The following is a 21947-nucleotide window of genomic DNA, read 5'->3' as shown; positions in this document are numbered from 1 at the left end:
CGCGTCGTCGTGCACGACCCGCCGCCGCGCGTCCTCGCGTACAACCTCCCGCCCGTCGGCGCGAGTTCCCGCTACGGCTTGGCGATCGGTGACGGCTCGGCGGACTGCGGCTCGGTGTTCCGGGACGGCTCGGTGACCGGTGACGGGGCGGTGACGGAGGACGGGGCGGGCGCCGTGGGTGCCTCCCGCCCGGAAGGTGCGCTGTCCGCCGTCCGTACGGCGTCGGCGACGCCCGTCGCCGGGACGGCGCGGGGCGTACCGGTCCCGGCGGCGAGCGTGCGGGCCGTCCGGCGTGCGGTGCGCAGCGCGTCCCCGGTGAGCAGGGTCAGGGCCAGCCAGACCAGCGCGAACCCGGCCCAGCGCTCGGGCGGCATGGCCTCGCCGAAGTAGAGGACGCCGAGCAGGAACTGGAAGACCGGCGCCAGGTACTGCAGCAGGCCCAGCGTGGACAGCGGCACGCGGATCGCCGCCGCGCCGAAGCAGACGAGGGGGAGCGCGGTGACGATGCCGGTGGAGGCGAGCAGGGCGGCGTGCCCGGCGCCCTCGCTCGCGAAGGTGGAGCCGCCGTCGGCGGACAGCCACAGCAGGTAGCCGAGGGCGGGCAGGAACTGGATCGCGGTCTCGGCGGTCAGGGACTCGACGCCGCCGAGGTTGACCTTCTTCTTCACCAGCCCGTAGAGGGCGAAGGAGAAGGCGAGGCAGAGGGAGATCCACGGCGGGCGGCCGTAGGCGACGGTCAGGACCAGCACGGCGGCGAAGGCGACGCCGACCGCCGCCCACTGCACGGGCCGCAGCCGCTCCTTCAGGATCAGCACGCCCATGGCGATGGTGACGAGGGGGTTGATGAAGTAGCCGAGGGACGCCTCCACGACGTGCCCGCTGTTCACGGCCCAGATGTAGACGCCCCAGTTGACGGTGATCACGGCGGCGGCGACCGCGATCAGTGCCAGCCGGCGCGGCTGTCGCAGCAGCTCACCCGCCCACGCCCAGCGCCGCACGACGACCAGCGCGACGGCGACGAACACCAGGGACCACACCATCCGGTGGGCGAGGATCTCCGCCGCCCCGGCGGGCTTGAGCAGGGGCCAGAAGAGGGGGACGAGCCCCCACATCCCGTAGGCCGCGAAGCCGTTCAGCAGGCCGGTCCGGCCCTCACCCTTAGACGTCCCGGCCATCGGCCCTCCTTCTGACGACAGGCATGCGTGGTGCGTGGGCATGCGTGCACGAAGGTAACGCCGAGCACCCCCGCCTGTCATGCCCGTATCGGCATACGGTCATGACAGGCGGGGGTGCTCGGGCCGGAGGGCCGTCAGGGCGGACGCCGCCCGGGAGCCGGACGGGTTCCGGCCCCTTGGCCGGGCTCCCGTGAGGTCAGCCCGTGAGGCCCGTGAGGTCAGCCCTTGAGCGCCGCCGTGATCGCCTCGGAGAGCGGGGTGGTCGGGCGGCCGGCCAGGCGGGAGAGGTCGCCGGTGGAGACGACCAGTTCGCCCTTCTCGATCGACGCGTCGACCCCGGCGAGTACCGCGGCGAGCGGCTCGGGCAGCCCGGCGCCGGTCAGGATGCCGGTCAGGGCCTCGGTGGACACGGCGCTGTAGCCGATCTCCCTGCCGGTCTGCCGGCTCAGCTCCGCCGCGTACTCGGCGAAGCTCCACGCCTCGTCGCCGCCGAGCTCGTACGTCTTGTTCTCGTGGCCCTCACCGGTCAGTACGGCCACCGCGGCGGCGGCGTAGTCCGCGCGGGCGGCGGAGGACACCCGGCCCTCACCGGCGGCCGCGACGACCGCGTTGTGTTCGAGCACCGGGGCGAGCTGCTCGGTGTAGTTCTCGTGGTACCAGCCGTTGCGCAGGAGCGTGTAAGGCAGGCCGGAGGCGATCAGGGCCTCCTCGGTGGCGCGGTGGTCGTCGGCCAGCGCGGCGGTCAGGGAACCCGGAGCGCTGGTGTACGCGAGCAGCGCGACCCCGGCCGCCCCGGCGGCGTCGATGACGGCCTGGTGCTGCCGCGGGCGGCCCTTGTCGAACTCGTTGCCCGAGATCAGCAGCACCTTGTCCCCGGCGGCGAACAGGCCGTCGAAGGTCTCGGGCGCGTTGTAGTCGGCGACCGCGAGCCTCACCCCACGGGCCGCGAGATCGGCGGCCTTCGCCTCGTCCCGCACGACGGCGGTGATCTGCTCGGCCGGAACCTTCTCCAGCAACTGCTCCACGACGTGGCGGCCCAGGTGGCCGGTGGCTCCGGTGACGACGATGCTCATGGTTCACAACTCCTTGGGGGGTGCGGTCTGGCACTAACCCTAGGAGTTGCGCTAACTATGCGAAAGTACCCACTTTGAAGTAAGGTACTGGCATGACCGTAAGCATGCAGGGGGAAGCGCCGGACTCCGGGGGCATGTGCCCGTCCCGTCTCGTCCTGGAGCACGTCACCAGCCGCTGGGGCGTCCTCGTCCTGATCGAACTGCTCGACCGCCCGCATCGGTTCAGCGAGCTGCGCCGGGTGATCAGCCGGTTCGGCCGGGCCGTCAGCGAGAAGATGCTCACCCAGACCCTCCAGACCCTGGAGCGCGACGGCCTGGTCCACCGCGACGCCAAGCCGGTCATCCCGCCCCGCGTCGACTACTCCCTCACCGACCTCGGCCGTGAGGCGGCGGAACAGGTGCGCGGGCTCGCCGGATGGGCGCGGGAGCGCATGGCCGACGTCGAGAAGGCCCGCCGGGCATACGACGAGGCCCGGGAACCGACGTCCCGGGCCTCGTGATCCACGACGGGTCCGGCCTCTCTCAGCCGACGACCGTCCAGGTGTCCCCGCCGGCCAGCAGCGCCGCCAGGTCGCCCTTGCCGCGCTGCTCGATCGCGGCGTCCAGCTGTTCGGCCATCTGCGTGTCGTAGACCGGCCGCTCGACGGCGCGGAAGACCCCGATCGGCGTGTTGTGCAGGGTGTCCGGGTCGGCCAGCCGGGACAGCGCGAAGGCGGTGGTCGGGGACGCGGAGTGCGCGTCGTGGACCAGCACCTCGGCCTCGTTCTCCGGGGTTACGGTGACGACCCTCAGGTCGCCGGTGGACGTGTCCCGCACGACCCCCTTCGACAGGTCGCTCCCGAACCGGATCGGCCGGCCGTGTTCCAGCCGGATCACGGCCTCCTCGGCCGACCGCTTGTCCTTGAGGGCCTCGAAGGCGCCGTCGTTGAAGATGTTGCAGTTCTGGTAGATCTCGATCAGTGCCGTGCCCGGGTGGGCGGCGGCCTGGCGCAGTACCTCCGTGAGGTGCTTGCGGTCGGAGTCGATGGTGCGTGCCACGAAGGACGCCTCGGCGCCGATGGCGAGGGAGACGGGGTTGAAGGGCGCGTCCAGCGAGCCCATCGGCGTGGACTTGGTGATCTTGCCGACCTCGGAGGTGGGGGAGTACTGGCCCTTGGTGAGGCCGTAGATCCGGTTGTTGAACAGCAGGATCTTGAGGTTGACGTTGCGGCGCAGGGCGTGGATGAGGTGGTTGCCGCCGATGGAGAGGGCGTCGCCGTCGCCGGTGACCACCCAGACGGACAGGTCCCGCCGGGAGGCGGCCAGGCCCGTCGCGATGGCGGGTGCCCGTCCGTGGATGGAGTGCATGCCGTAGGTGTTCATGTAGTACGGGAAGCGCGAGGAGCAGCCGATGCCGGAGACGAACACGATGTTCTCCCTGGCCAGGCCCAGCTGCGGCATGAAGCCCTGGACCGCGGCGAGGATCGCGTAGTCGCCGCAGCCGGGGCACCAGCGCACTTCCTGGTCGGACTTGAAGTCCTTCATGGACTGTCTGGCCTCGGCCTTCGGCACGAGCGAGAGGGCCTCGATCGTGCCCGTGGCCTCCGTGGACGTCTCAGCCATCGATGGCCTCCTTGAGCGCCGCGGCGAGCTGTTCCGCCTTGAACGGCATGCCGTTGACCTGGTTGTACGAGCGCGCGTCGACCAGATACCGGGCCCGGATCAGGGTGGCGAGCTGGCCGAGGTTCATCTCGGGGATCACGACCTTGTCGTACGCCTTCAGCACCGCGCCCAGGTTCTTCGGGAACGGGTTCAGGTGCCGCAGATGCGCCTGCCCGATGGACTCCCCGGCCGCCCGCAGCCGTCGTACGGCGGCGGTGATGGGCCCGTAGGTGGATCCCCAGCCCAGGACCAGGGTTCCGGCCCCGTGCGGGTCGTCGACCTCGACGTCCGGGACGTCGATACCGTCGATCTTGGCCTGGCGGATGCGGACCATGAAGTCGTGGTTGGCGGGGGCGTACGAGATGTTGCCCGTGCCGTCCTCCTTCTCGATGCCGCCGATGCGGTGCTCCAGGCCCGGTGTGCCCGGGACCGCCCACGGCCGGGCCAGGCTCTGCGGATCGCGCTTGTACGGCCAGAAGACCTCGGTGCCGTCCTCCAGGGTGTGGTTGGGGCCCTGCGCGAACTGCACGCTGAGGTCCGGGAGCTCGTCCAGCTCCGGGATCCGCCAGGGCTCGGAGCCGTTGGCGAGGTAGCCGTCGGACAACAGCATCACCGGCGTGCGGTAGGTGAGCGCGATCCGGGCGGCCTCCACAGCCGCGTCGAAGCAGTCGGCCGGCGTGCACGGCGCGACGACCGGGACCGGGGCCTCGCCGTTGCGGCCGTACATCGCCTGGAGCAGGTCGGCCTGCTCGGTCTTGGTCGGCAGCCCGGTGGACGGCCCGCCACGCTGGATGTCCACGACCAGCAGCGGCAGCTCCAGGGAGACGGCGAGCCCGATGGTCTCCGACTTCAGCGCCACCCCCGGACCGGACGTCGTGGTCACGGCGAGCGACCCGCCGAAGGCCGCCCCCAGCGCCGCCCCGATGCCCGCGATCTCGTCCTCGGCCTGGAAGGTCCGCACGCCGAAGTTCTTGTGCCTGCTCAGCTCGTGCAGGATGTCCGAGGCCGGGGTGATCGGGTACGAGCCCAGGAACAGCGGCAGATCCGCCTGACGGGAGGCGGTGATCAGGCCGTAGGCCAGCGCGAGGTTCCCGGAGATGTTCCGGTACGTGCCGACCGGGAAGGTCTTCGCCGCCGGGGCGACCTCGTAGGAGACGGCGAAGTCCTCGGTGGTCTCGCCGAAGTTCCAGCCGGCGCGGAAGGCGGCGATGTTGGCGGCCGCGATGTCCGGCTTCTTCGCGAACTTCGACCTCAGGAACCTCTCGGTGCCCTCCGTCGGCCGGTGGTACATCCATGACAAAAGGCCGAGCGCGAACATGTTCTTGCTGCGCTCGGCCTCCTTGCGGGTGAGGTCGAAGTCCTTCAGAGCCTCGACGGTCAGTGTCGTCAGCGGCACCGGGTGGAGCTGGTAGCCGTCGAGTGACCCGTCCTCCAGCGGTGAGCTGTCGTAGCCCACCTTCTGCATCGCCCGTTTGGTGAACTCGTCGGTGTTGACGATGATCTCCGCGCCGCGCGGCACGTCGCCGATGTTCGCCTTCAGGGCCGCCGGGTTCATGGCGACCAGCACATTGGGCGCGTCACCCGGGGTGAGGATGTCGTGGTCGGCGAAGTGCAGCTGGAACGAGGAGACGCCGGGGAGGGTGCCGGCGGGCGCGCGGATCTCGGCGGGGAAGTTCGGCAAGGTCGACAGGTCGTTGCCGAACGCCGCCGTTTCGGAGGTGAAGCGGTCGCCGGTGAGCTGCATACCGTCACCGGAGTCCCCCGCGAACCTGATGATCACCCGGTCGAGACGACGGACATCCTTCGTCCCGCCCGGTTTGCGCTGCTCTCCCACGACGGTCTCGTCGGCCTGTTCCGCTGGGCTGCTGACCTGACTGGTCACTGAACTGGACCTCCCTCGAGGTGGCTGTCCGGGAGGGCCTTCCCGAAGGCCCTCCCTGGATCAACCCTACGTCTGCAAGGGTCGCCTTCCCTCGGCCATTCGTATGACGGACACCGTCCCGAGACGGCCCGGCGCCCCGACTGGCCATGATTTCCCGCCCTCCGGCACTGTGCCGGAAAGACGCTCCGGCCGACCCGCCGGTTCTCGTGTCACACACCGGCCGGCCGACCGCACGCCGACAGCACCGGCTTCAGGAATTCAGGTACGTGAGGACCGCGAGCACCCGCCGGTGATCGCCGTCGCTGGGGGACAGGCCGAGCTTGAGGAAGATGTTGCTGACGTGCTTCTCGACCGCTCCGTCGCTCACCACCAGCTGCCTGGCGATCGCCGAGTTCGTCCGTCCCTCGGCCATCAGCCCCAGGACCTCCCGCTCCCGCGGGGTCAGCCCCGCGAGCACGTCCTGCTTACGACTGCGCCCGAGCAGCTGCGCCACCACCTCCGGGTCCAGGGCCGTACCACCGCGCGCGACCCGCACCACCGCGTCCACGAACTCCCGCACCTCGGCCACCCGGTCCTTGAGCAGATAGCCCACGCCCCGGCTGGAACCGGCCAGCAGTTCGGTGGCGTACCTCTCCTCCACGTACTGCGACAGCACCAGCACCCCGAGCCCCGCGTGCGCCCTGCGCAGCTGCACGGCGGCCCGCACCCCCTCGTCGGTGTGCGTGGGCGGCATCCGGACATCGGCGACCACGACGTCGGGCAGCGCACCCTCCGCGTCCAGCTCGCTGATCGTCTTCACCAGCGCCTCGGCGTCCCCGACCCCCGCCACCACCTCGTGCCCCCGGTCGGTCAGCAACCGGGTCAGCCCCTCCCGCAACAGCACCGAATCCTCGGCGATGACCACCCGCACCCTGTCCTCCACGAATTCCGGCCCCCCAGCGCACCCGCGTCCGTCGTCGGCCCTCAGTATCGCGCTAATCGCGCTTCTCTACCGGGCCTGTGGACAGACCGACCGGCCCTTCTGCGTCCCGGCCGGCACGAAAACGGCGTCTTCCAGCCGCATGCTCAGGGACTGGCCGGTTTCCGGGTCCCAGAGGGAGACCCGGTCACCGGACGGACCGAACGTGACGACGGGGCGGGTGGCGGGCGGGAGGGTGCCGTAGACGGGGGGTGTCCTCGTGGTGGGGCGGACGCAGACGAACTCGGGTTCGAGGCCGTACAGGCCGTCCGGGGTGCGGCCCTCGGCGAGGGCGTGCCGGTCGTCCGCGGCGACGACGTCGACCCGGCCGACGGCCACGACCGACAGCAGGAGCGCCGCGACCGTGCCGTACAGGGCGCCGAGCAGCAGGGAGTGCGAGAACGGGGCACCGGCCCGCGCGCCGAGGCGGTGCACGAAGCCCGCTGTCCCGACGAGCAGGAGGAAACCGGCCAGCGCGCACAGACAGGTGAACACACCGGCCCGCAGTGAGTCCCACCAGCCGGTGGTCACGGGATCGCCGGGGAGGTCGAAGTGCGCGAGGTACCTGTCCTGGACGACACCGCCGACCCGGGGCACGCCGGCCAGGAGGACGGGCAGGGCCAGCGGGAGGGTCCACGGCAGGGCGAGGCGCAGCGCGGTGGAGTAGCGGACGGCGTGCGCCAGCCCGAACGAGCCCACGCTGCAGGCCAGCGTCAGGCAGAGGGCGAGAGCGAGGGGCCGGATCAGGCTCCGGGCCGTCCCCGGCGTCAGGTCGGTCACGTGGATCAGGCTCCCGAGGCCCACCGTGCCCAGCAGACCGAGGCCGACGACCAGCAGCGCCGCCATCGACGGCCGGAAGGTCAGGCGCCGCAGCCGGTACTCGGCCGCGACGAACGGCTGGGGGTCGAGCGCGGTGGACAGGGAGGCGATGTCCGGCGTCGGGGACGACGACCCGGCCGGCACACAGATGACGTGCTCTGGCCGGTCGTCCTTGTCGCCGCCCGCGAAGAAGGCGCGCACCCGCTCCCGCGGGGAGACGGCGACCGGCACGACCTCCCACTCCTGCCCCGGCTCCTCCGCCCTGCGGATCAGCGCGGCCTCCCGCACGACCAGCGAGAGCCCGGTGCCGCGGGCCAGCCGGTCCAGCTCGTGCGCCGCCTGCGCGGCGATCCCGCGCCGCGCCCCCAGCAGCCGTACCTCGACCACCCGGGCCACGTGCGAGGCGGCCACACCCCCCGCCGGGCCCTCACCCGCCCTCGGCGCCCGCATCGGCCACCCGAACCCCCCGACGACCTCCTGCGCCAGCGCGATCTCGTCGGGGTCGTCGCGTATCTCCACCAGGACCCGCACCCGGTGGTCGAAGGGCGTACCCGTCGCCGGCGGCGCGGTCGCCGCACCGCCGTCCACCGGCAGCGGCCCGGGGGCCATCGCCCGCCGCCCGTTCGCCCGCCCCCGCATCCGCCCGAGAATCCCGTACCCGGCCACCGCACCGCCCCCGATCCGCACGAAGGGGAAGCAGCGTGCCAGGGCGCGTGCCCGATCGCCAACCGGCCCGACGGAGAGGAGGCCGCGGTGCCGGTGGGTGGTGCCTACCGGGGTGGGACTCGACCGCGGTCCTGGTGGGTGGTGCTGCCTACCGGGACCGGACCCGATCGCGGCCTCGGCGGGTGATACCTACCGGGGCCTGACCCGATCGCCGCCCCGCCCGCAGCACCTACCGGGGCCGGACCCGGTCGCCGTCCCCGGCTAGACCGACCGCCACGGCAGTTCCGCCGTCACCCGGGTCGGGCCGCCCACGGGTGAGTCCACCACCAGGATTCCGTCCACCGCGTCCAGCCGGCCGGCCAGGCCCGCGAGGCCCGACCCGGCGGAGGTGTCCGCGCCGCCCACGCCGTCGTCGACGACCTGCACCATCAGCCGGTTCTCCACCCGCCACACGTCGACCGAGGCCGACCGCGCCCGGCTGTGCTTGCTGACGTTCTGGAGCAGCTCGGAGACGGTGAAGTAGGCGATGCCCTCGATGGCCGGCGCCGGCCGCTGCGTGAGGTCGACCTCCACCTGCACCGGCACGGTGCACCGGGACGCCACCGCCGACAGCGCCGCGTCCAGGCCCCGGTCGGTCAGCACCGCCGGGTGGATGCCCCGCGCCAGGTCCCGCAGTTCCTGCAACGCCGTCTTCACCTCGCCGTGTGCCTCGTCCACCATCCGTGCCGCCGCCTGCGGGTCCTCGCGCAGCTTCTCCTTCGCCAGCCCCAGGTCCATCGCCAGCGCCACCAGCCGCGCCTGCGCCCCGTCGTGCAGGTCCCGCTCGATGCGCCGCAGGTCGGCCGCCGCCGCGTCCACCACGACCCCCCGGTCGGACTCCAGCTCCACCACCCGCGACGCCAGCCGGGACGGCCCCAGCAGTCCGTGCACCATCACCCGGTCCACGGTGGTCAGCGCCCGCACGATCCACGGCGTGGCCAGCGTGAACAGCAGACCCACCAATGCGGTCACGGTGATCTCGAACGGGTTGTCGAGGTAGACCCGGTGCTGCTCGTCCCCGTACAGCTGGAGCCCGCCCTGCCCGCCGTACATCGGGAACAGCCAGAACCACAGCGGATACGTCAGCATCGCCCAGCCGTACGCCCAGAAGGCGACCGCGACGGAGAAGGAGAACACCGCCCACGGCAGGTGCAGCACCGCGTACAGCACGTGCCGCCAGGACGTGCCGCTCCTGAGCATCGCGCCCATCCAGGCCAGCGCGCCCCGCGCGCGCGGCCGCAGCGGCTCGGGCGTGGCCACCTCCAGGCCGAGCAGGGCCCGCGCCCGCGTCCGCTCCACCGCCCCGAAGCCCCGGCAGCCGGCCAGCCCCGCCGCCAGCACCGGGATGCCGAGGAACGTCACCAGCAGCCCCGCGCCCAGCGACAGCATCGTCACCGCGAACACGAACAGCACGACGCTGATCGGCAGGCCCAGCAGCACATAGGCGAACTCGCGCCAGGCCCGCGCCTCGACCGGCGCCCGCAGCGCGAGCGGCAGCCGGTGCCGGCGTCCGTCGCCGGGACCGTGCGCGGACCCGTCCGTGTACCGGGTGAACTCCCCGTACTCGCTGTACTGCGTGGCCATCGGCGTCGTCCGTTCTACTCGTCTCGTCCGCGGGGTGTCGGCGGGTTCCCGACGGTCGGCGGGCCGGCCCCGGTGGGCCGCTCCCGGTTGGTCACGGTGGGCCGCGGACCCGGTGGGCCGCGGACCGTGGGTTCCGCCCGCCCGTCGCAGCCGGGCGTTCGTCAGGTGTCGCCCCCTACCTCCAGCCTGCTCGGTGGCGGGTGCACGGACCATGGAGTCCGTCGGCGTCTTGGACGGGGGGTTTTCCCTACCCCGCGCGCTTCGGCCGGCTCGGCCGGTCCGGCTGATCCGTCCGGCCCGGCTGCTCCGTCCGGTCCCGCCAGGGCAGCTCGGCGGTCACCGTCGTCGGGCCGCCCGGCGGCGAGTCCACGACGAACAGGCCGTCCACGGCGCCCAGCCGCTCCGCGAGCCCCCGCATCCCCGTGCCGCCGTCGAGCCGCGCACCACCCCGGCCGTCGTCCGACACCTGGATGAGCAGCCGGTTCTCCACCCGCCACACGTCGACGGAGGCCGACCGCGCCCCGCTGTGCTTGCTGACGTTCTGCAGCAGCTCGGAGACGGTGAAGTAGGCGATGCCCTCGATGGCCTGCGCCGGCCTCGACGGCAGGTCGGCCGTCACCGTCACCGGCACCGTGCACCGCGACGCCACCGACGACAGCGCCGCGTCCAGGCCCCGGTCGGTCAGGACGGCCGGATGGATGCCCCGGGCGAGGTCCCGCAGCTCCTGCAGGGCGAGCTTCACCTCGCCGTGCGCCTCCTCGACCATCGCCGACGCCGCGTCGGGGTCCTCCAGCAGCTTCTCCTTGGCCAGGCCCAGGCCCATCGCCAGGTTGACGAGCCGGGCCTGCGCCCCGTCGTGCAGGTCCCGCTCGATGCGCCGCAGGTCGGCGGCGGCCGTGTCGACCACGACCCCCCGGTCGGACTCCAGTTCGGCGATCCGCCGCTCCAGCTCGTCGGACGGGGACAGCAGGGCACGGACCATCGCGCGGTCCGCGTTGGCCAGCCCGCGCGCCACGAACGGCAGCACCGGCCACAGCACGAACAGCGAGGTGAAGACGACCGTGAACGTGACGAGGCCCCACGGCAGCCGGATGAAGTCGTACAGGACCGTCCGCCAGGCCACCGGGTCCCTCAGCGCCAGCCACATCCCCTGGAAGACGTTGCCCGCCCGGCGTAACGGCAGCGGGCTCGGCTCGTCGACCCGTACCCCGAGCAGCAGCCGCGCCCGCCCCCGCTCGAACCGGCCGATCAGCCGCGCCCCCAGCAGCCCCAGCGCGAGCAGCGGCAGTCCGACCACCGTCAGCGTCAACGTGGCGCCGGTGAACAGCACCGTCATCACGTACGTGAAGCCGAAGAGCGACATCGGCAGGTTCGCCAGGAGATGCGCGATCTCCTTCCACGTGTGCGCGTCGTAGGCGAGACGGGCCGGCGGCAGGCGGTCCTCGCGCCCCACCGCCCCCCGGCCGGGCACCGGCACGGCCACCGGCACGGACACGACGGGCGGGCGCACCGCGGCGGGGCCGGGCGGGTACCCGGATCCGGGAAGGGGCGGGTGTCCGGCTTCGGGAGCGGGCGGGTGCCCGGCTCTGGGGGAGGAGTGGTGCTGCCCGGCTCCGGGGGCAGACTGGGATGCGGTCATATGGGTTAGCGTGCCGCGCGGCGCGCCGCCGCGCCATGCAGTACGCCCCTTCCGTCGCCTGGGGAAAGCCCCACCCCCGTTGCCCCGGGCGAGACGGGCTGCTTACCGTGCTTTTATCAGGCCCTAGACTCCCGTGCGTACAGATCGTCGAACAGGCCGAGGTCGGGGAGCGAGGGACGGACGGTGCCGCAGACGTCGCACGAAACGTTGAGGGATTCCACGGTCGTCGTCGCGTCGGACTACTTCCACTCCTACGCGGTCGTCGGACTGCTCGCCGCTGTCGGCGTGCTGTTCGTCGCGGTCGCCTTCGGCGCGGGCCGCCTGCTGCGCCCCGTGGTCCCGACCCCCGAGAAGCTCCTGACGTACGAGTGCGGCGTCGACCCCGTCGGCGAGGGCTGGGCCCACACCCAGGTCCGCTACTACGTCTACGCCTTCCTCTACGTGATCTTCGCGGTCGACTCGATCTTCCTCTTCCCCTGGGCGACGGTCTTCGCGGCCCCCGGCTACGGCGCCACCACCCTCGTGGAGATGTTCCTCTTCCTCGGCTTCCTGGCCGTGGGCCTGCTGTACGCCTACAAGAAGGGCGTCCTGGCATGGACGTGACCCCCGCTCCTTCCGAGCCCGTGTACCTCCCGGAGCCCAAGCGGCTGGGCGCCCTCGCCCGCCTCGCCCCCGAGCCGATGAAGGTCGTCCTCAACTGGGGCCGCCGCTACTCCCTGTGGGTCTTCAACTTCGGCCTCGCCTGCTGCGCGATCGAGTTCATCGCCGCGTCGATGGCCCGCCACGACTTCATCCGCCTGGGCGTCATCCCCTTCGCCCCCGGCCCGCGCCAGGCCGACCTCATGGTCGTCTCGGGCACGGTCACGGACAAGATGGCCCCGGCCGTGAAGCGCCTCTACGAGCAGATGCCCGAGCCGAAGTACGTCATCTCCTTCGGCGCGTGCAGCAACTGCGGCGGCCCCTACTGGGACTCGTACTCCGTCACCAAGGGCGTCGACCAGATCATCCCGGTGGACGTCTACGTCCCCGGCTGCCCGCCCCGCCCCGAAGCGCTGCTCCAGGGCATCCTCAAGCTCCAGGAGAAGATCGCCCGCGAGTCGCTGGGCGAGCGGTACGGCACGTCCCGCCCGTCGACGGCCGCGCTGCAGAGCGGTCTGGTCCAGCCGCCGTCCGGCGTTTCCGGGGAGGCGGACCGATGACCTCCGTCGGCTGGCTGCCCACCCCCGCCGAGGAGCTCTTCGGCCCGGACGCCACGGCCGAGGAGGCGTACGACGTCCTGACGGTGGACGTCCCCCCGGCCGCCTGGACCACGGCGCTGGAGACGGCCCGCGACCGTCTGGGCTGCACCTACTTCGACTGGCTCAGCGCGGTCGACGAACCGGGCACCGGCTTCCGCGTCTCCGCCCACGTCGTCGCCCTCTCGCCGGTCCGCCGGCTGCTGGTGCGCACGACGGTCCCGCACGAGGCCCCCACCCTCGCCTCAGCCGTCGACGTCTACGCGGGCGCCGCCTGGCACGAACGCGAGACCCACGAGATGTTCGGCGTCGTCTTCGAGGGGCATCCGGCCCTGGACCACCTGCTGCTCCCGGAGGGCTTCGAAGGCCACCCCCTCCGCAAGGACTTCGTCCTCGCGGCGCGCGTCGCCAAGGCCTGGCCCGGCGCCAAGGAACCCGGCGAGTCCGAGCACGGCGGCCCCAAGCGCCGCCAGATGCTCCCCCCTGGCGTCCCCGACCCGAACGAGTGGGGCCCCCTCAAGGGCCAGCTCCCGCCTGCCCCGGCCCGCCCGGCCCGGGGCGCGGCGGCGGGCCGCGCGGCCGGCGAACGACCGGCCCGGGGCACCGCGGAACGTCCCGCGCGGGCAGCCGGAGAGCGCCCGGTACGGCGGACGCGCACGGCGGCCGAGGGCTCGGTCAGCCAGGCGGCGACGCCGGAACCCGCGACGGGCACGGAACCCACGTCGGGCGCGGTGACCGGGGGCACCTCTGCTCCGACGGCCGCAGGGGCCACGACGCCCGCGCCGTCGACGGGTACGGCGGGTACGGGAGCTTGGGGGGCTTCGGCTTCCCCGGCGGCGTCGGCCCCGGCACCGTCGGCTTCGCGCCCGCCCCGGAGCACGGCCGGACCGCGCCGGTCCCGAAGCGTCAGCGAGGGGTCGTCATCGCAGCGGACGCCGGCCGCTGAGGCGACGCCTGCCGGAGAGTCCCCGGCGCCCCCGCCCTCCCCGGCAGGCCCCCGCAGCTCCGACGCCCCCTGGCACCACGCCCGCCCGGCCTTCGACGAACCACAGCGGAAGGAGCCCGACTCCGAGCGGCCGAAGCCGGCAGGGGCCGACTCCGAGCGGCCGAAGCCGGCAGGGGCCGACTCCGAGCGGCCGAAGCCGGCAGGGGCCGACTCCGAGCGGCCGAAGCCGGCAGGGACCGTCCCCGAGCGGCCGGAGTCCGAGCCGGTGCCGGAGTCCGGGTCGGTGCCGGAGTCCCGGTCGGCCCCGCAGGCCGGGTCGGCGCCGGAGCCCGCGTCGGCCCCGGACAGGGAGCCGACTCCCGGGAAGGCGCCGTCCCCCGAGGCGGAGCCGTCTCCCGAGAAGGCGCCGTCTCCCCAGAAGGCACCCACCCCCGACACGGACGACACCCCCGACACCACACCCCCGGCGAACCCCCAAGGAGGCCCGCAGTGAACGACGCTCTCGACGTCGCCCTGCGACTCCTGGTCGTCTTCGTCGTCTTCCTCACCTTCCCCCTGATCATCGGCCAGACCGAGCACAAGGTGATGGCCCACATGCAGGGCCGCCTCGGCCCGATGTACGCCGGCGGATTCCACGGCTGGGCCCAGCTGATCGCGGACGGCGTGAAGTTCGCGCAGAAGGAGGACGTCGTCCCGGCGGGCGCGGACCGCCGTATCTTCCAGCTCGCCCCCGCCGTCGCCCTCCTCCCGTACCTCCTCGTCCTCCTCGCCATCCCGATCGGCCCGAGCGAGGGCGCGGTCGGCGAGGTCGTCGACGCGGGTGTCTTCTTCGTCCTCGCCGTGATGGGCGTGGGTGTCCTCGGCTCGCTGATGGCCGGCTGGGCCAGCGCGAACAAGTTCTCCCTCCTCGGCGGCCTGCGCACCGCCGCCCAGCTCCTCGCCTACGAACTCCCGATGCTCCTCGCCGCCGCCTCGGTGGCGATGGCGGCCGGGACGGTGTCGATCCCCGGCATCCTCGACGCCTTCGAGTGGTGGTGGCTGCCCTGGCAGATCGTCGGCGCGATCGTCTTCTTCGTCGCCGGCCTCGCCGAACTCCAGCGGCCCCCCTTCGACATGCCCGTCGCCGACTCGGAGATCATCTTCGGCGCGTACACCGAGTACACCGGTCTCCGCTTCGCCCTCTTCCTCCTCGCCGAGTACGCCGGGATCGTCGTCCTCTGCGGCCTGACCACCGTCCTCTTCCTGGGCGGCTGGCACGGCCCCTGGGGTGCCGACGGCCTCGGCTGGGTCTGGACCCTGCTGAAGACGGCGCTGCTCGCCTTCCTGGTCATCTGGCTCCGCGTCACCTACCCCCGACTGCGCGAGGACCAGCTCCAGAAGCTGTCCTGGACCCTGCTCGTCCCCCTCTCCCTCGCCCAGATCGCCCTCACCGGCATCGTCAAGGTGGTGATCCAGTAGCCATGGCCGAGCCTGTCCCGCCCACCCGGCCCCGCATCCCCGGCAGCGGCCTCGCCAAAGGTCTGGCCGTCACCCTGCGCACGATGATGAGGAAGACCGTCACCGAGCAGTACCCGGACACCCAGCCCGACCTCCCGCCTCGAACCCGCGGTGTGATCGGCCTGTTCGAGGAGAACTGCACGGTCTGCATGCTGTGCGCGCGTGAGTGCCCCGACTGGTGCATCTACATCGACTCCCACAAGGAGACGATCCCGGCGGCGACCCCCGGCGGCCGCGAACGCAGCCGCAACGTCCTCGACCGCTTCGCCATCGACTTCTCCCTGTGCATGTACTGCGGTATCTGCATCGAGGTCTGTCCTTTCGACGCCCTGTTCTGGTCCCCGGAGTTCGAGTACGCCGAGACCGACATCCGCGACCTCACCCACGAACGCGACAAGCTCCGCGAGTGGATGTGGACCGTCCCGGCCCCGCCCGCCCTCGACCCCGGCGCGGAGGAACCCAAGGAGATCGCCGCCGCCCGCAAGACGGCCGAGAAGCTGGCCGCCGCCCAGGCCGACCCACAGGAGGGGGACGCGTGAGCCTCGCAGCCGAAGCCCACGGCTTCCTCTCCCCGACCGGCGTCGAGATCGCCTTCGTCCTCGTCGGCCTGGTCACCTTCGGGGCCGCCCTCGTCACCGTCACCACCCGGCAACTGGTCCACGCCGCCCTGTGGCTGGTGGTCGCCCTCGGCGGCCTGGCCGTCGAGTACCTGCTGCTCACCGCCGAGTTCATCGCCTGGGTGCAGGTCCTCATCTACGTCGGTTCCGTCGTCGTCCTCCTCCTGTTCGGTCTGATGCTCACCCGGGCCCCCATCGGCCGCTCCCCGGACGCCGACTCCGGCAACCGCTGGGCCGCCCTCGCCGTGGCCGTCGCCGCCGCGGCCGCCCTGGTCTGGGTCGTCGTCGACGCCTTCCGCGCCACCTGGATCGACCTCGACGGGCCTGCCGCCGGCTCGACGAAGGTCACCGGCGCGAGCCTCTTCCAGCACTGGGTCCTCCCCTTCGAGGCCCTCTCCGTCCTCCTCCTCGCCGCCCTGGTCGGCGCGATCGTCCTCTCCCGCAAGGCCAAGGCGGAGACGCCCGGCGCGGGCAAGTCCGACGCGGGGAAGCCCGGCCCGGGCAAGTCCGGCGCGCGCAACCCGGGCGAGGACAAGGCCGACACGGAAGGTGTCCGCTGATGCACCTCGCCTATCCCGCCGTCCTCGCCGCCCTCCTCTTCTCCACCGGCCTGTACGGCGTCCTCGCCCGCCGCAACGCCATCCTGGTCCTGATGTCGGTCGAGCTGATGCTCAACGCCGTCAACCTCAACCTCGTCGCCTTCGACGTCTGGCTCAGCAGGGCCGCCGAGGAGACCCTGCACTCCGGCCAGGCCCTGACCCTGTTCACCATCGCCATCGCCGCCGCCGAGATCGGCATCGGCCTGGCGATCGTCCTCGCCGTCCACCGCAACCGGGGCACCGCGGACATCGACAAGCTCCGCGACACCGCCGAGGGCCACGAGAGCCACCCGGGCGACGGCCCCGACAGCGACACCCACACGGCCGAGCCGACCGAGCGGACCGAGAAGGCTGAGGCCACCGCGTGACCACGACCACCCTCGCCGTCCTCGTCCCCCTCCTGCCGTTCCTCGGCGCCGTCGCCGGCCTGCTCCTCGGCCGTACGGCCCCCGGCTTCGTCCGCCCGCTCGCCGTCCTGCCGACCCTCACCTCCCTCGTCGTGGCCGTCCTGGTCGCCGTCCGCCAGGGCGGCGACGCGGCCGTCGACGCGGCCACCGAACTCACGCCCACCGGCTCGGTCCCGATCGAGCTGGCCCTGCACATCGACGGCTTCGCCGCCCTCGTCGCCGTCCTGGTCGGCCTCGTCGCCACCTGCGTGCAGATCTACTCCACCGGCTACCTCCGCGACGACCCTCGCTACCCCTCCTACGCGGCCCTCGTCTCCCTGTTCACCTCCGCGATGTTCCTCGTCGTCTACTCCGGCGACCTGATCGTGCTGCTGGTCGGCTGGGAGGTCATGGGCATCTGCTCCTACTTCCTGGTCGGCCACTACTGGGAGACCCCCGAGGCCCGCGCCGCCTCGATCAAGGCCTTCCTCGTCACCAAGCTCGGCGACGTACCCTTCCTCATCGGCCTGTTCGCCCTCGCCACCGACGCCGGCTCCTTCCGCGTCACGCGGGTCCTCGGCGCCGTCGCACACGGCGGACTCGACCACCCGACGCTCATCGCCCTGCTGCTCCTGGCCGGCGTGGCCGGCAAGTCCGCGCAGTTCCCGCTGCACTCCTGGCTTCCGGACGCGATGGCGGGCCCGACACCCGTCTCCGCGCTGATCCACGCCGCGACGATGGTCGCCGCCGGTGTCTACTTCATCGCCCGTCTCCTCCCGGTGTTCGAGGCCTCCCAGGCCGCGATGGTCGTCCTCGCCGTCATGGCCGCCGTCACGATGGCCGGCTCGGGTCTCGCCGCGCTCGCCCAGGACGACATCAAGCGCGTCCTCGCCTACTCGACGATCGGCCAGCTCGGCTACATGACCGGAGCCCTGGCCGTCGGCGACCGCGGTGCCGCCGTCTTCCACCTCCTCTCGCACGGCGCCTTCAAGGCGCTGCTGTTCCTCGCCGCCGGCGTGATCATCCACGCCGCCGGCACCAACTCGCTGGCCGCCATGTCCCGCATGAGCCACCTGCGCGACCGCGTCCCCGACGCCTTCTGGACGATGACCGTGGCGCTCCTCGCGCTCGCCGCGATCCCGCCCTTCAGCGGCTTCTTCTCCAAGGAATCCGTCCTCGGCGCCGCCGAGCACGTCTCCACCGGCCACACCGAGCACGCCCCCGCCGCCGCGGGCTGGATCGTCCTCGCCGCGGGCCTGCTCACCGCCCTCCTCACCGCCGCCTACGCGACGCGACTGTGGCTGCTGGCCTTCCGCGGCCGGGGCACCGAGGCCCCCGACCACGGCCGGCAGCCGCTGCCGATGACCGTCGTCCTGTGGGTGCTCGCCGTGCCCTCCCTCGCCCTCGGCGGGCTGGCCTACCGCTCGCTCCCCGACTGGTTCGACGGCCAGGACCTCGCCCCGACCCTCACCACCTCCGTCCTCGGTACGGGCGCCGCCCTCGTCGGCGGCCTCGCCGTCCACGCCGCCTGGCGGCACACCACCGCGCTCACCGCCCGCACACCCCTGGGCGCGGTCGCCGCCCACCCCGAGGGTGACGCCGGGCAGGTCGAGGCCGAGGCCATCGCGACCCACACGCCCGCCTACGGAGACATCGCCTCCGCCCCCGACCCGGCCGACCCCGGACGGCTCCTGCTGGGCCCGCTGCACCGCCACGCGGCCGTCGGCTTCCACCTCGACGCCGTCTACCGGGCCCTGTTCGTCCGCCCGGTGCAGGCCGCAGCGAGCCTCGTCCGGTTCCTCGACCGCGAGGTCGTCGACACCTACGTACGCGGCGCGGGCACCCTGCCCCGCTGGCTCGGCACCGCCGTACGGCGCGCCCAGACCGGCAACGTCCAGACCTATGTGAGCGCGCTGCTCGCCGGCACCGTCGTCCTGGCGGTCGCCGTCCTCCTCGTCGCCACGGGAGCGTGAGCAGGCGTGATCGATATCAGCGAGTCCGTGATGCAGTTCCTTCTGGCGTTCATCGTCGTCGGCCCGCTCCTCGGCGCCGCCGCCGCTCTCCTGCCGGCCCCGCCCGGGCTGAGGGGGAAGTCACCCGAGCAGGCCGTGCTGCGGCACGGCGTGACCGTGACCGGCGCGATCCTCATCGCCGCGCTCGTCCTCGCGCTCGGCTTCGACCACGACCAGCCGTCGAAGATGCAGGCCACGACCGACATCAGCTGGATCCCCGCACTCGACGTGCGCATCCACCTCGGCATCGACGGCATCTCCCTCCCCCTTCTGGTCCTGACCGCGCTGCTGACCTTCCTCTGCGCGCTCTACTCGTACTTCAACCTGCCCGCGGGCCCGAGCCCGAAGGCCTTCGTCGCGCTGCTGCTCGTCCTCGAGTCCGGCACGCTCGCCACCTTCGCCGTCCTCGACCTGCTGCTGTTCTTCCTCGCCTTCGAGACGGTCCTGATCCCGATGTACTTCCTCATCGCCCGCTGGGGCGGTGCGGGCCGGACCCAGGCGGCCTGGAAGTTCATCCTGTACACGCTGCTCGGGTCCGTCGTCATGCTGCTGGGCCTGCTCCTGGTCGGAATCACGGCGGGCACGTTCGACATGGTGGCACTCGCCACTGACAACGGCCGGTCGCTGACCACATCCGTGCAGGTCATCGCCGTTGCGTCGATCGGGATCGGGCTCGCGGTCAAGACCCCGATGTGGCCGCTGCACAGCTGGCTGCCCGATGCCCACACCGCCGCCCCGACCGTCGGATCGGTCCTCCTCGCCGGCGTCCTGCTGAAGATGGGTACGTACGGATTCGTCCGGATCCTCCTCCCGGTCGCGCCCGACGGCTTCCACACCTTCGCGCCCTACCTCGCCGCCTTCGCCGTCGTCGGCATCATCTACGGGTCCCTGGCCTGCCTGGCCCTCGCCAAGCGCGGCGCCAAGGGCGACCTCAAGCGCCTCATCGCCTACTCCTCCGTCGGCCACATGGGCTTCGTCCTCCTCGGCGTCGCCTCCATGACCCCGACCGGCGTCAACGGCGCCCTGTTCGCCAACATCGCCCACGGCCTCATCACCGGCCTCCTGTTCTTCCTGGTCGGCGCCCTGAAGGACCGCACCGGCACCACCGACCTCGACACCCTCGCCGAGGAGACCGGCGCCGCCCTGTACGGCAGGGCCCCGCGCCTCGGCGGCCTCCTCGCCTTCGCGGCGGTCGCCTCGCTCGGCCTGCCCGGCCTCGCCGGGTTCTGGGGCGAGATGCTCGCCCTGTTCGGCGCCTTCGACCCCGCCGACGGCCTCAGCCGCCCCGCCTTCCTCACCTTCACCGCGATCGGCGCGTTCGGCACCCTGCTGACGGCCGCCTACCTGCTCGTCGTGGTCCGCCGCGTCTGCATGGGCGCCGTCCGCCAGGACGCCCCGCGCCTCACCGACGTCCGCGGCTACGAGTTCGCGGCCTGGACGCCGCTCGTCGTCCTCACCGTCGTCGCCGGCCTCTGGCCGAAGGCACTCCTCGGCCTGACCGACCCGGCCGTGCAGCAGCTCCTCGCAGGAGGCACCCGATGAGCTCCCTGGCCCAGCCCCTGGCCCAGCCCCTGGCCCAGTCCGAGTCGCTGGTCCAGTCCGTCGACTGGCTCGCGATCGCCCCGCCCACCCTCGCGGCGGTCGTCGGCCTCGCCGTCCTCGTCACCGACCTGTTCCTGCCCGAGGCGAGGAAGCCGCTCCTCGGCCGGCTCTCCGTCGCCGGGCTCGCCGTGTCCACGGCCCTCCTGCTGCCCCTCCTGGACGGCGACCGCTCCACCTTCTGCCTGACCGGCGACCCGCGCGTGTGCAGCTACACCGCCGACCGCTTCACCCTGGTCATCCAGTTCCTGGTCCTCGGCGGCGCACTGCTGGCCGCCCTTCTGTCGGTCACCGCCCTGAAGGACGCGCGGGGGCGCCTGCCCGAGGGGGAGTTCTGGTTCCTGCTGCTCTCCTCCGCCGCGGGCGCCGCCCTCCTGCCCGCCTCCCGTGACCTCGCCACCCTCGTCGTCGCCCTGGAGGTCGCCTCCCTGCCAGCCTTCGCCCTCGTCGGCATCCGGCACGGCGACCGCAGGTCGTCCGAGGCGGCCCTGAAGTTCTTCCTGTCCTCCGTCACCGCGACCGCCGTCAGCCTCCTGGGCATCAGCTTCGTCTACGCCACGACCGGCAGCCTCCACCTCACCCGGATCGCCGACCGCATCCAGGACGTGGACGGCCAACTGCACATCCTCGCCCAGACCGGTGTGGTGCTCACCCTCATCGGCTTCGCCTTCAAGACGGCCGCCGTCCCCTTCCACTTCTGGGTCCCCGACACCTACATCGGCGCCCCCCTGCCCGTCGCCGCCTACCTGTCCGTCGTCGGCAAGGCGGTCGGCTTCTCCGGCCTCATCCTCGTCACGGTCGTCGGCTTCCCCTCGTACGCCGACGTCTGGGGCCCCGCCCTCGCCGCGCTGGCCGCCCTCACCATGACCGTCGGCAACGTCGGCGCCCTCCGCCAGCAGGCCACGCGCGCGTACAGCGCCGTACGCCTCCTCGCCTGGTCCTCCGTCGGCCAGGCCGGCTACCTCCTCGTCCCGATCGCCGCCGCCGCGTACACCGACGACCCCGACCACGCCATCGGCTCCACCGTCGCCTACGCGCTCATGTACGGCGCCGTGAACCTGGGCGCCTTCGCGGTGGCCGCCCTGGTCGGCCGTACGAGTCCGGCGAACCGCCTCACGGACTACCGGGGCCTGTACGCGAGGAACCCCCTGGCCGCCCTCCTCCTGGCCTTCTTCCTGCTCTGCCTCGCCGGACTGCCCCCGGGCATCATCGGCCTCTTCGCCAAGGTCACCGTCTTCTCGGCGGCCGTCGACGCGGACCTGGGCTGGCTCGCGGTCGTCATGGCCGTCAACGTGGTCATCGCCCTGTACTACTACCTCCAGTGGACGGCGCTGCTCTTCCGCGCCCCCGAGGGCGAGCCCGTCCAGCACCGCGTCCCCGCGCCCCTCACGGCCGCCCTCACCCTCACCGCGATCGTCGGCCTCGCCCTCTCCGGAGCACCCCAGCTCGTCCTGCGCTTCGCCGACACGGCCCTCTTCTGATCCGTTCCGGCGCCCCTCACCCGGACGGCCCGCGCATGCCCTCGGAGGCACAAGGGAACTAGTGCTGTTCGCCTGGCGTTGACCAAACCGGGAGGTTCC

Annotated in this window: 19 protein-coding genes; 11 read left to right on the top strand and 8 right to left on the bottom strand. The window is 72.6% G+C overall.

Translation table 11 applies throughout. The features are described from left to right. Nucleotides 1-71: 71 nt before the first annotated feature. Together rarD and ACIBBD_RS32165 are read right to left on the bottom strand one after the other, a co-directional pair. On the bottom strand, nt 72-1175 hold the full coding sequence (gene rarD, locus ACIBBD_RS32170; protein WP_399423088.1) for an EamA family transporter RarD: 1104 nt from the start codon (nt 1173-1175) through the stop codon (nt 72-74). 218 nt (nt 1176-1393) lie between these two features. Further along, nucleotides 1394-2248: an SDR family oxidoreductase gene (locus tag ACIBBD_RS32165; protein ID WP_399423087.1), complete on the bottom strand. Its 855-nt coding sequence runs from the start codon at nt 2246-2248 to the stop codon at nt 1394-1396. A 92-nt stretch (nt 2249-2340) separates the two neighbouring features. On the opposite strand from ACIBBD_RS32165, the gene ACIBBD_RS32160 reads away from it, so the two are divergent. Next, on the top strand, nt 2341-2748 hold the full coding sequence (locus tag ACIBBD_RS32160; RefSeq protein WP_399423086.1) for a winged helix-turn-helix transcriptional regulator: 408 nt from the start codon (nt 2341-2343) through the stop codon (nt 2746-2748). A 22-nt stretch (nt 2749-2770) separates the two neighbouring features. Here the strand turns inward: ACIBBD_RS32160 and ACIBBD_RS32155 are convergent, their stop codons facing one another. The 6 genes from ACIBBD_RS32155 to ACIBBD_RS32130 all read right to left on the bottom strand — a co-directional run bounded on the left by ACIBBD_RS32155 (nt 2771) and on the right by ACIBBD_RS32130 (nt 11476). Next, entirely contained in the window at nt 2771-3850 is a 1080-nt protein-coding gene (locus ACIBBD_RS32155; RefSeq protein WP_399423085.1) for a 2-oxoacid:ferredoxin oxidoreductase subunit beta, read from the bottom strand. Further along, nucleotides 3843-5771 (bottom strand): 2-oxoacid:acceptor oxidoreductase subunit alpha, encoded by a 1929-nt coding sequence (locus ACIBBD_RS32150; RefSeq protein WP_399423084.1) that lies wholly within the window; start codon nt 5769-5771, stop codon nt 3843-3845. Before ACIBBD_RS32150 ends, ACIBBD_RS32155 begins: the two co-directional genes overlap by 8 nt. A gap of 250 nt (nt 5772-6021) precedes the next feature. Continuing rightward, nucleotides 6022-6693: a LuxR C-terminal-related transcriptional regulator gene (locus tag ACIBBD_RS32145; protein WP_399423083.1), complete on the bottom strand. Its 672-nt coding sequence runs from the start codon at nt 6691-6693 to the stop codon at nt 6022-6024. 66 nt (nt 6694-6759) lie between these two features. Further along, nucleotides 6760-8187: a hypothetical protein gene (locus tag ACIBBD_RS32140; RefSeq protein ID WP_399423082.1), complete on the bottom strand. Its 1428-nt coding sequence runs from the start codon at nt 8185-8187 to the stop codon at nt 6760-6762. A gap of 288 nt (nt 8188-8475) precedes the next feature. Next, nucleotides 8476-9837 carry a sensor histidine kinase gene (locus ACIBBD_RS32135; RefSeq protein ID WP_399423081.1) on the bottom strand — a complete coding sequence of 454 codons (1362 nt, stop codon included), beginning with the start codon at nt 9835-9837 and terminating at the stop codon, nt 8476-8478. Between the two features lie 247 nt (nt 9838-10084). Beyond that, complete coding sequence (locus ACIBBD_RS32130; RefSeq protein WP_399423080.1) at nt 10085-11476, bottom strand: sensor histidine kinase; 1392 nt, start codon at nt 11474-11476, stop codon at nt 10085-10087. A gap of 207 nt (nt 11477-11683) precedes the next feature. Here ACIBBD_RS32130 and ACIBBD_RS32125 point away from each other — a divergent pair, with 207 nt between their 5' ends. Genes ACIBBD_RS32125 through ACIBBD_RS32080 form a run of 10 tightly spaced genes read left to right on the top strand, consistent with a single transcriptional unit; the run spans nt 11684 to nt 21848 of the window. After that, nucleotides 11684-12079, top strand: a complete 396-nt coding sequence (locus ACIBBD_RS32125; protein ID WP_399423079.1) for an NADH-quinone oxidoreductase subunit A — start codon at nt 11684-11686, stop codon at nt 12077-12079. Then, a complete protein-coding gene (locus ACIBBD_RS32120; protein ID WP_399423078.1) occupies nt 12070-12675 on the top strand; it encodes an NADH-quinone oxidoreductase subunit B in 606 nt (201 codons plus the stop codon). The genes ACIBBD_RS32125 and ACIBBD_RS32120 overlap by 10 nt, the downstream gene beginning before the upstream one ends. Beyond that, nucleotides 12672-14150: an NADH-quinone oxidoreductase subunit C gene (locus ACIBBD_RS32115; protein WP_399423077.1), complete on the top strand. Its 1479-nt coding sequence runs from the start codon at nt 12672-12674 to the stop codon at nt 14148-14150. Before ACIBBD_RS32120 ends, ACIBBD_RS32115 begins: the two co-directional genes overlap by 4 nt. Continuing rightward, complete coding sequence (locus tag ACIBBD_RS32110; protein ID WP_399423076.1) at nt 14147-15115, top strand: NADH-quinone oxidoreductase subunit H; 969 nt, start codon at nt 14147-14149, stop codon at nt 15113-15115. The genes ACIBBD_RS32115 and ACIBBD_RS32110 overlap by 4 nt, the downstream gene beginning before the upstream one ends. Before the next feature lie 2 nt (nt 15116-15117). Next, complete coding sequence (locus ACIBBD_RS32105) at nt 15118-15693, top strand: NuoI/complex I 23 kDa subunit family protein (protein WP_399423075.1); 576 nt, start codon at nt 15118-15120, stop codon at nt 15691-15693. Further along, nucleotides 15690-16331, top strand: a complete 642-nt coding sequence (locus ACIBBD_RS32100; RefSeq protein WP_399423074.1) for an NADH-quinone oxidoreductase subunit J — start codon at nt 15690-15692, stop codon at nt 16329-16331. Before ACIBBD_RS32105 ends, ACIBBD_RS32100 begins: the two co-directional genes overlap by 4 nt. Next, complete coding sequence (gene nuoK, locus ACIBBD_RS32095; protein WP_399423073.1) at nt 16331-16738, top strand: NADH-quinone oxidoreductase subunit NuoK; 408 nt, start codon at nt 16331-16333, stop codon at nt 16736-16738. The genes ACIBBD_RS32100 and nuoK overlap by 1 nt, the downstream gene beginning before the upstream one ends. Continuing rightward, nucleotides 16735-18729 carry an NADH-quinone oxidoreductase subunit L gene (locus tag ACIBBD_RS32090; RefSeq protein WP_399423072.1) on the top strand — a complete coding sequence of 665 codons (1995 nt, stop codon included), beginning with the start codon at nt 16735-16737 and terminating at the stop codon, nt 18727-18729. The genes nuoK and ACIBBD_RS32090 overlap by 4 nt, the downstream gene beginning before the upstream one ends. 6 nt (nt 18730-18735) lie before the next feature. Further along, nucleotides 18736-20310: a NuoM family protein gene (locus tag ACIBBD_RS32085; RefSeq protein ID WP_399423071.1), complete on the top strand. Its 1575-nt coding sequence runs from the start codon at nt 18736-18738 to the stop codon at nt 20308-20310. Then, a complete protein-coding gene (locus tag ACIBBD_RS32080; RefSeq protein WP_399423070.1) occupies nt 20307-21848 on the top strand; it encodes an NADH-quinone oxidoreductase subunit N in 1542 nt (513 codons plus the stop codon). Before ACIBBD_RS32085 ends, ACIBBD_RS32080 begins: the two co-directional genes overlap by 4 nt. The last annotated feature ends 99 nt before the right edge of the window (nt 21849-21947 follow it).

The sequence above is a fragment of the Streptomyces sp. NPDC051315 genome, assembly GCF_044455165.1.
Lineage (GTDB): Bacteria > Actinomycetota > Actinomycetes > Streptomycetales > Streptomycetaceae > Streptomyces.
The sequence above is the reverse complement of the archived record's forward strand: the minus strand, read 5'-3'. Positions and strand labels throughout refer to the sequence as shown.

Excerpts from the sequence above, each read along its gene's own strand:
- ACIBBD_RS32105 (WP_399423075.1), top strand. The coding sequence starts at position 15,118 with ATGGCCGAGCCTGTCCCGCCCACCCGGCCCCGCATCCCCGGCAGCGGC.
- ACIBBD_RS32130 (WP_399423080.1), bottom strand. The coding sequence starts at position 11,476 with ATGACCGCATCCCAGTCTGCCCCCGGAGCCGGGCAGCACCACTCCTCC.
- ACIBBD_RS32160 (WP_399423086.1), top strand. The coding sequence starts at position 2,341 with ATGACCGTAAGCATGCAGGGGGAAGCGCCGGACTCCGGGGGCATGTGC.
- ACIBBD_RS32120 (WP_399423078.1), top strand. The coding sequence starts at position 12,070 with ATGGACGTGACCCCCGCTCCTTCCGAGCCCGTGTACCTCCCGGAGCCC.
- ACIBBD_RS32080 (WP_399423070.1), top strand. The coding sequence starts at position 20,307 with ATGAGCTCCCTGGCCCAGCCCCTGGCCCAGCCCCTGGCCCAGTCCGAG.
- ACIBBD_RS32155 (WP_399423085.1), bottom strand. The coding sequence starts at position 3,850 with ATGGCTGAGACGTCCACGGAGGCCACGGGCACGATCGAGGCCCTCTCG.
- ACIBBD_RS32115 (WP_399423077.1), top strand. The coding sequence starts at position 12,672 with ATGACCTCCGTCGGCTGGCTGCCCACCCCCGCCGAGGAGCTCTTCGGC.
- ACIBBD_RS32135 (WP_399423081.1), bottom strand. The coding sequence starts at position 9,837 with ATGGCCACGCAGTACAGCGAGTACGGGGAGTTCACCCGGTACACGGAC.
- nuoK (WP_399423073.1), top strand. The coding sequence starts at position 16,331 with ATGCACCTCGCCTATCCCGCCGTCCTCGCCGCCCTCCTCTTCTCCACC.
- ACIBBD_RS32165 (WP_399423087.1), bottom strand. The coding sequence starts at position 2,248 with ATGAGCATCGTCGTCACCGGAGCCACCGGCCACCTGGGCCGCCACGTC.
- ACIBBD_RS32140 (WP_399423082.1), bottom strand. The coding sequence starts at position 8,187 with ATGCGGGGGCGGGCGAACGGGCGGCGGGCGATGGCCCCCGGGCCGCTG.
- rarD (WP_399423088.1), bottom strand. The coding sequence starts at position 1,175 with ATGGCCGGGACGTCTAAGGGTGAGGGCCGGACCGGCCTGCTGAACGGC.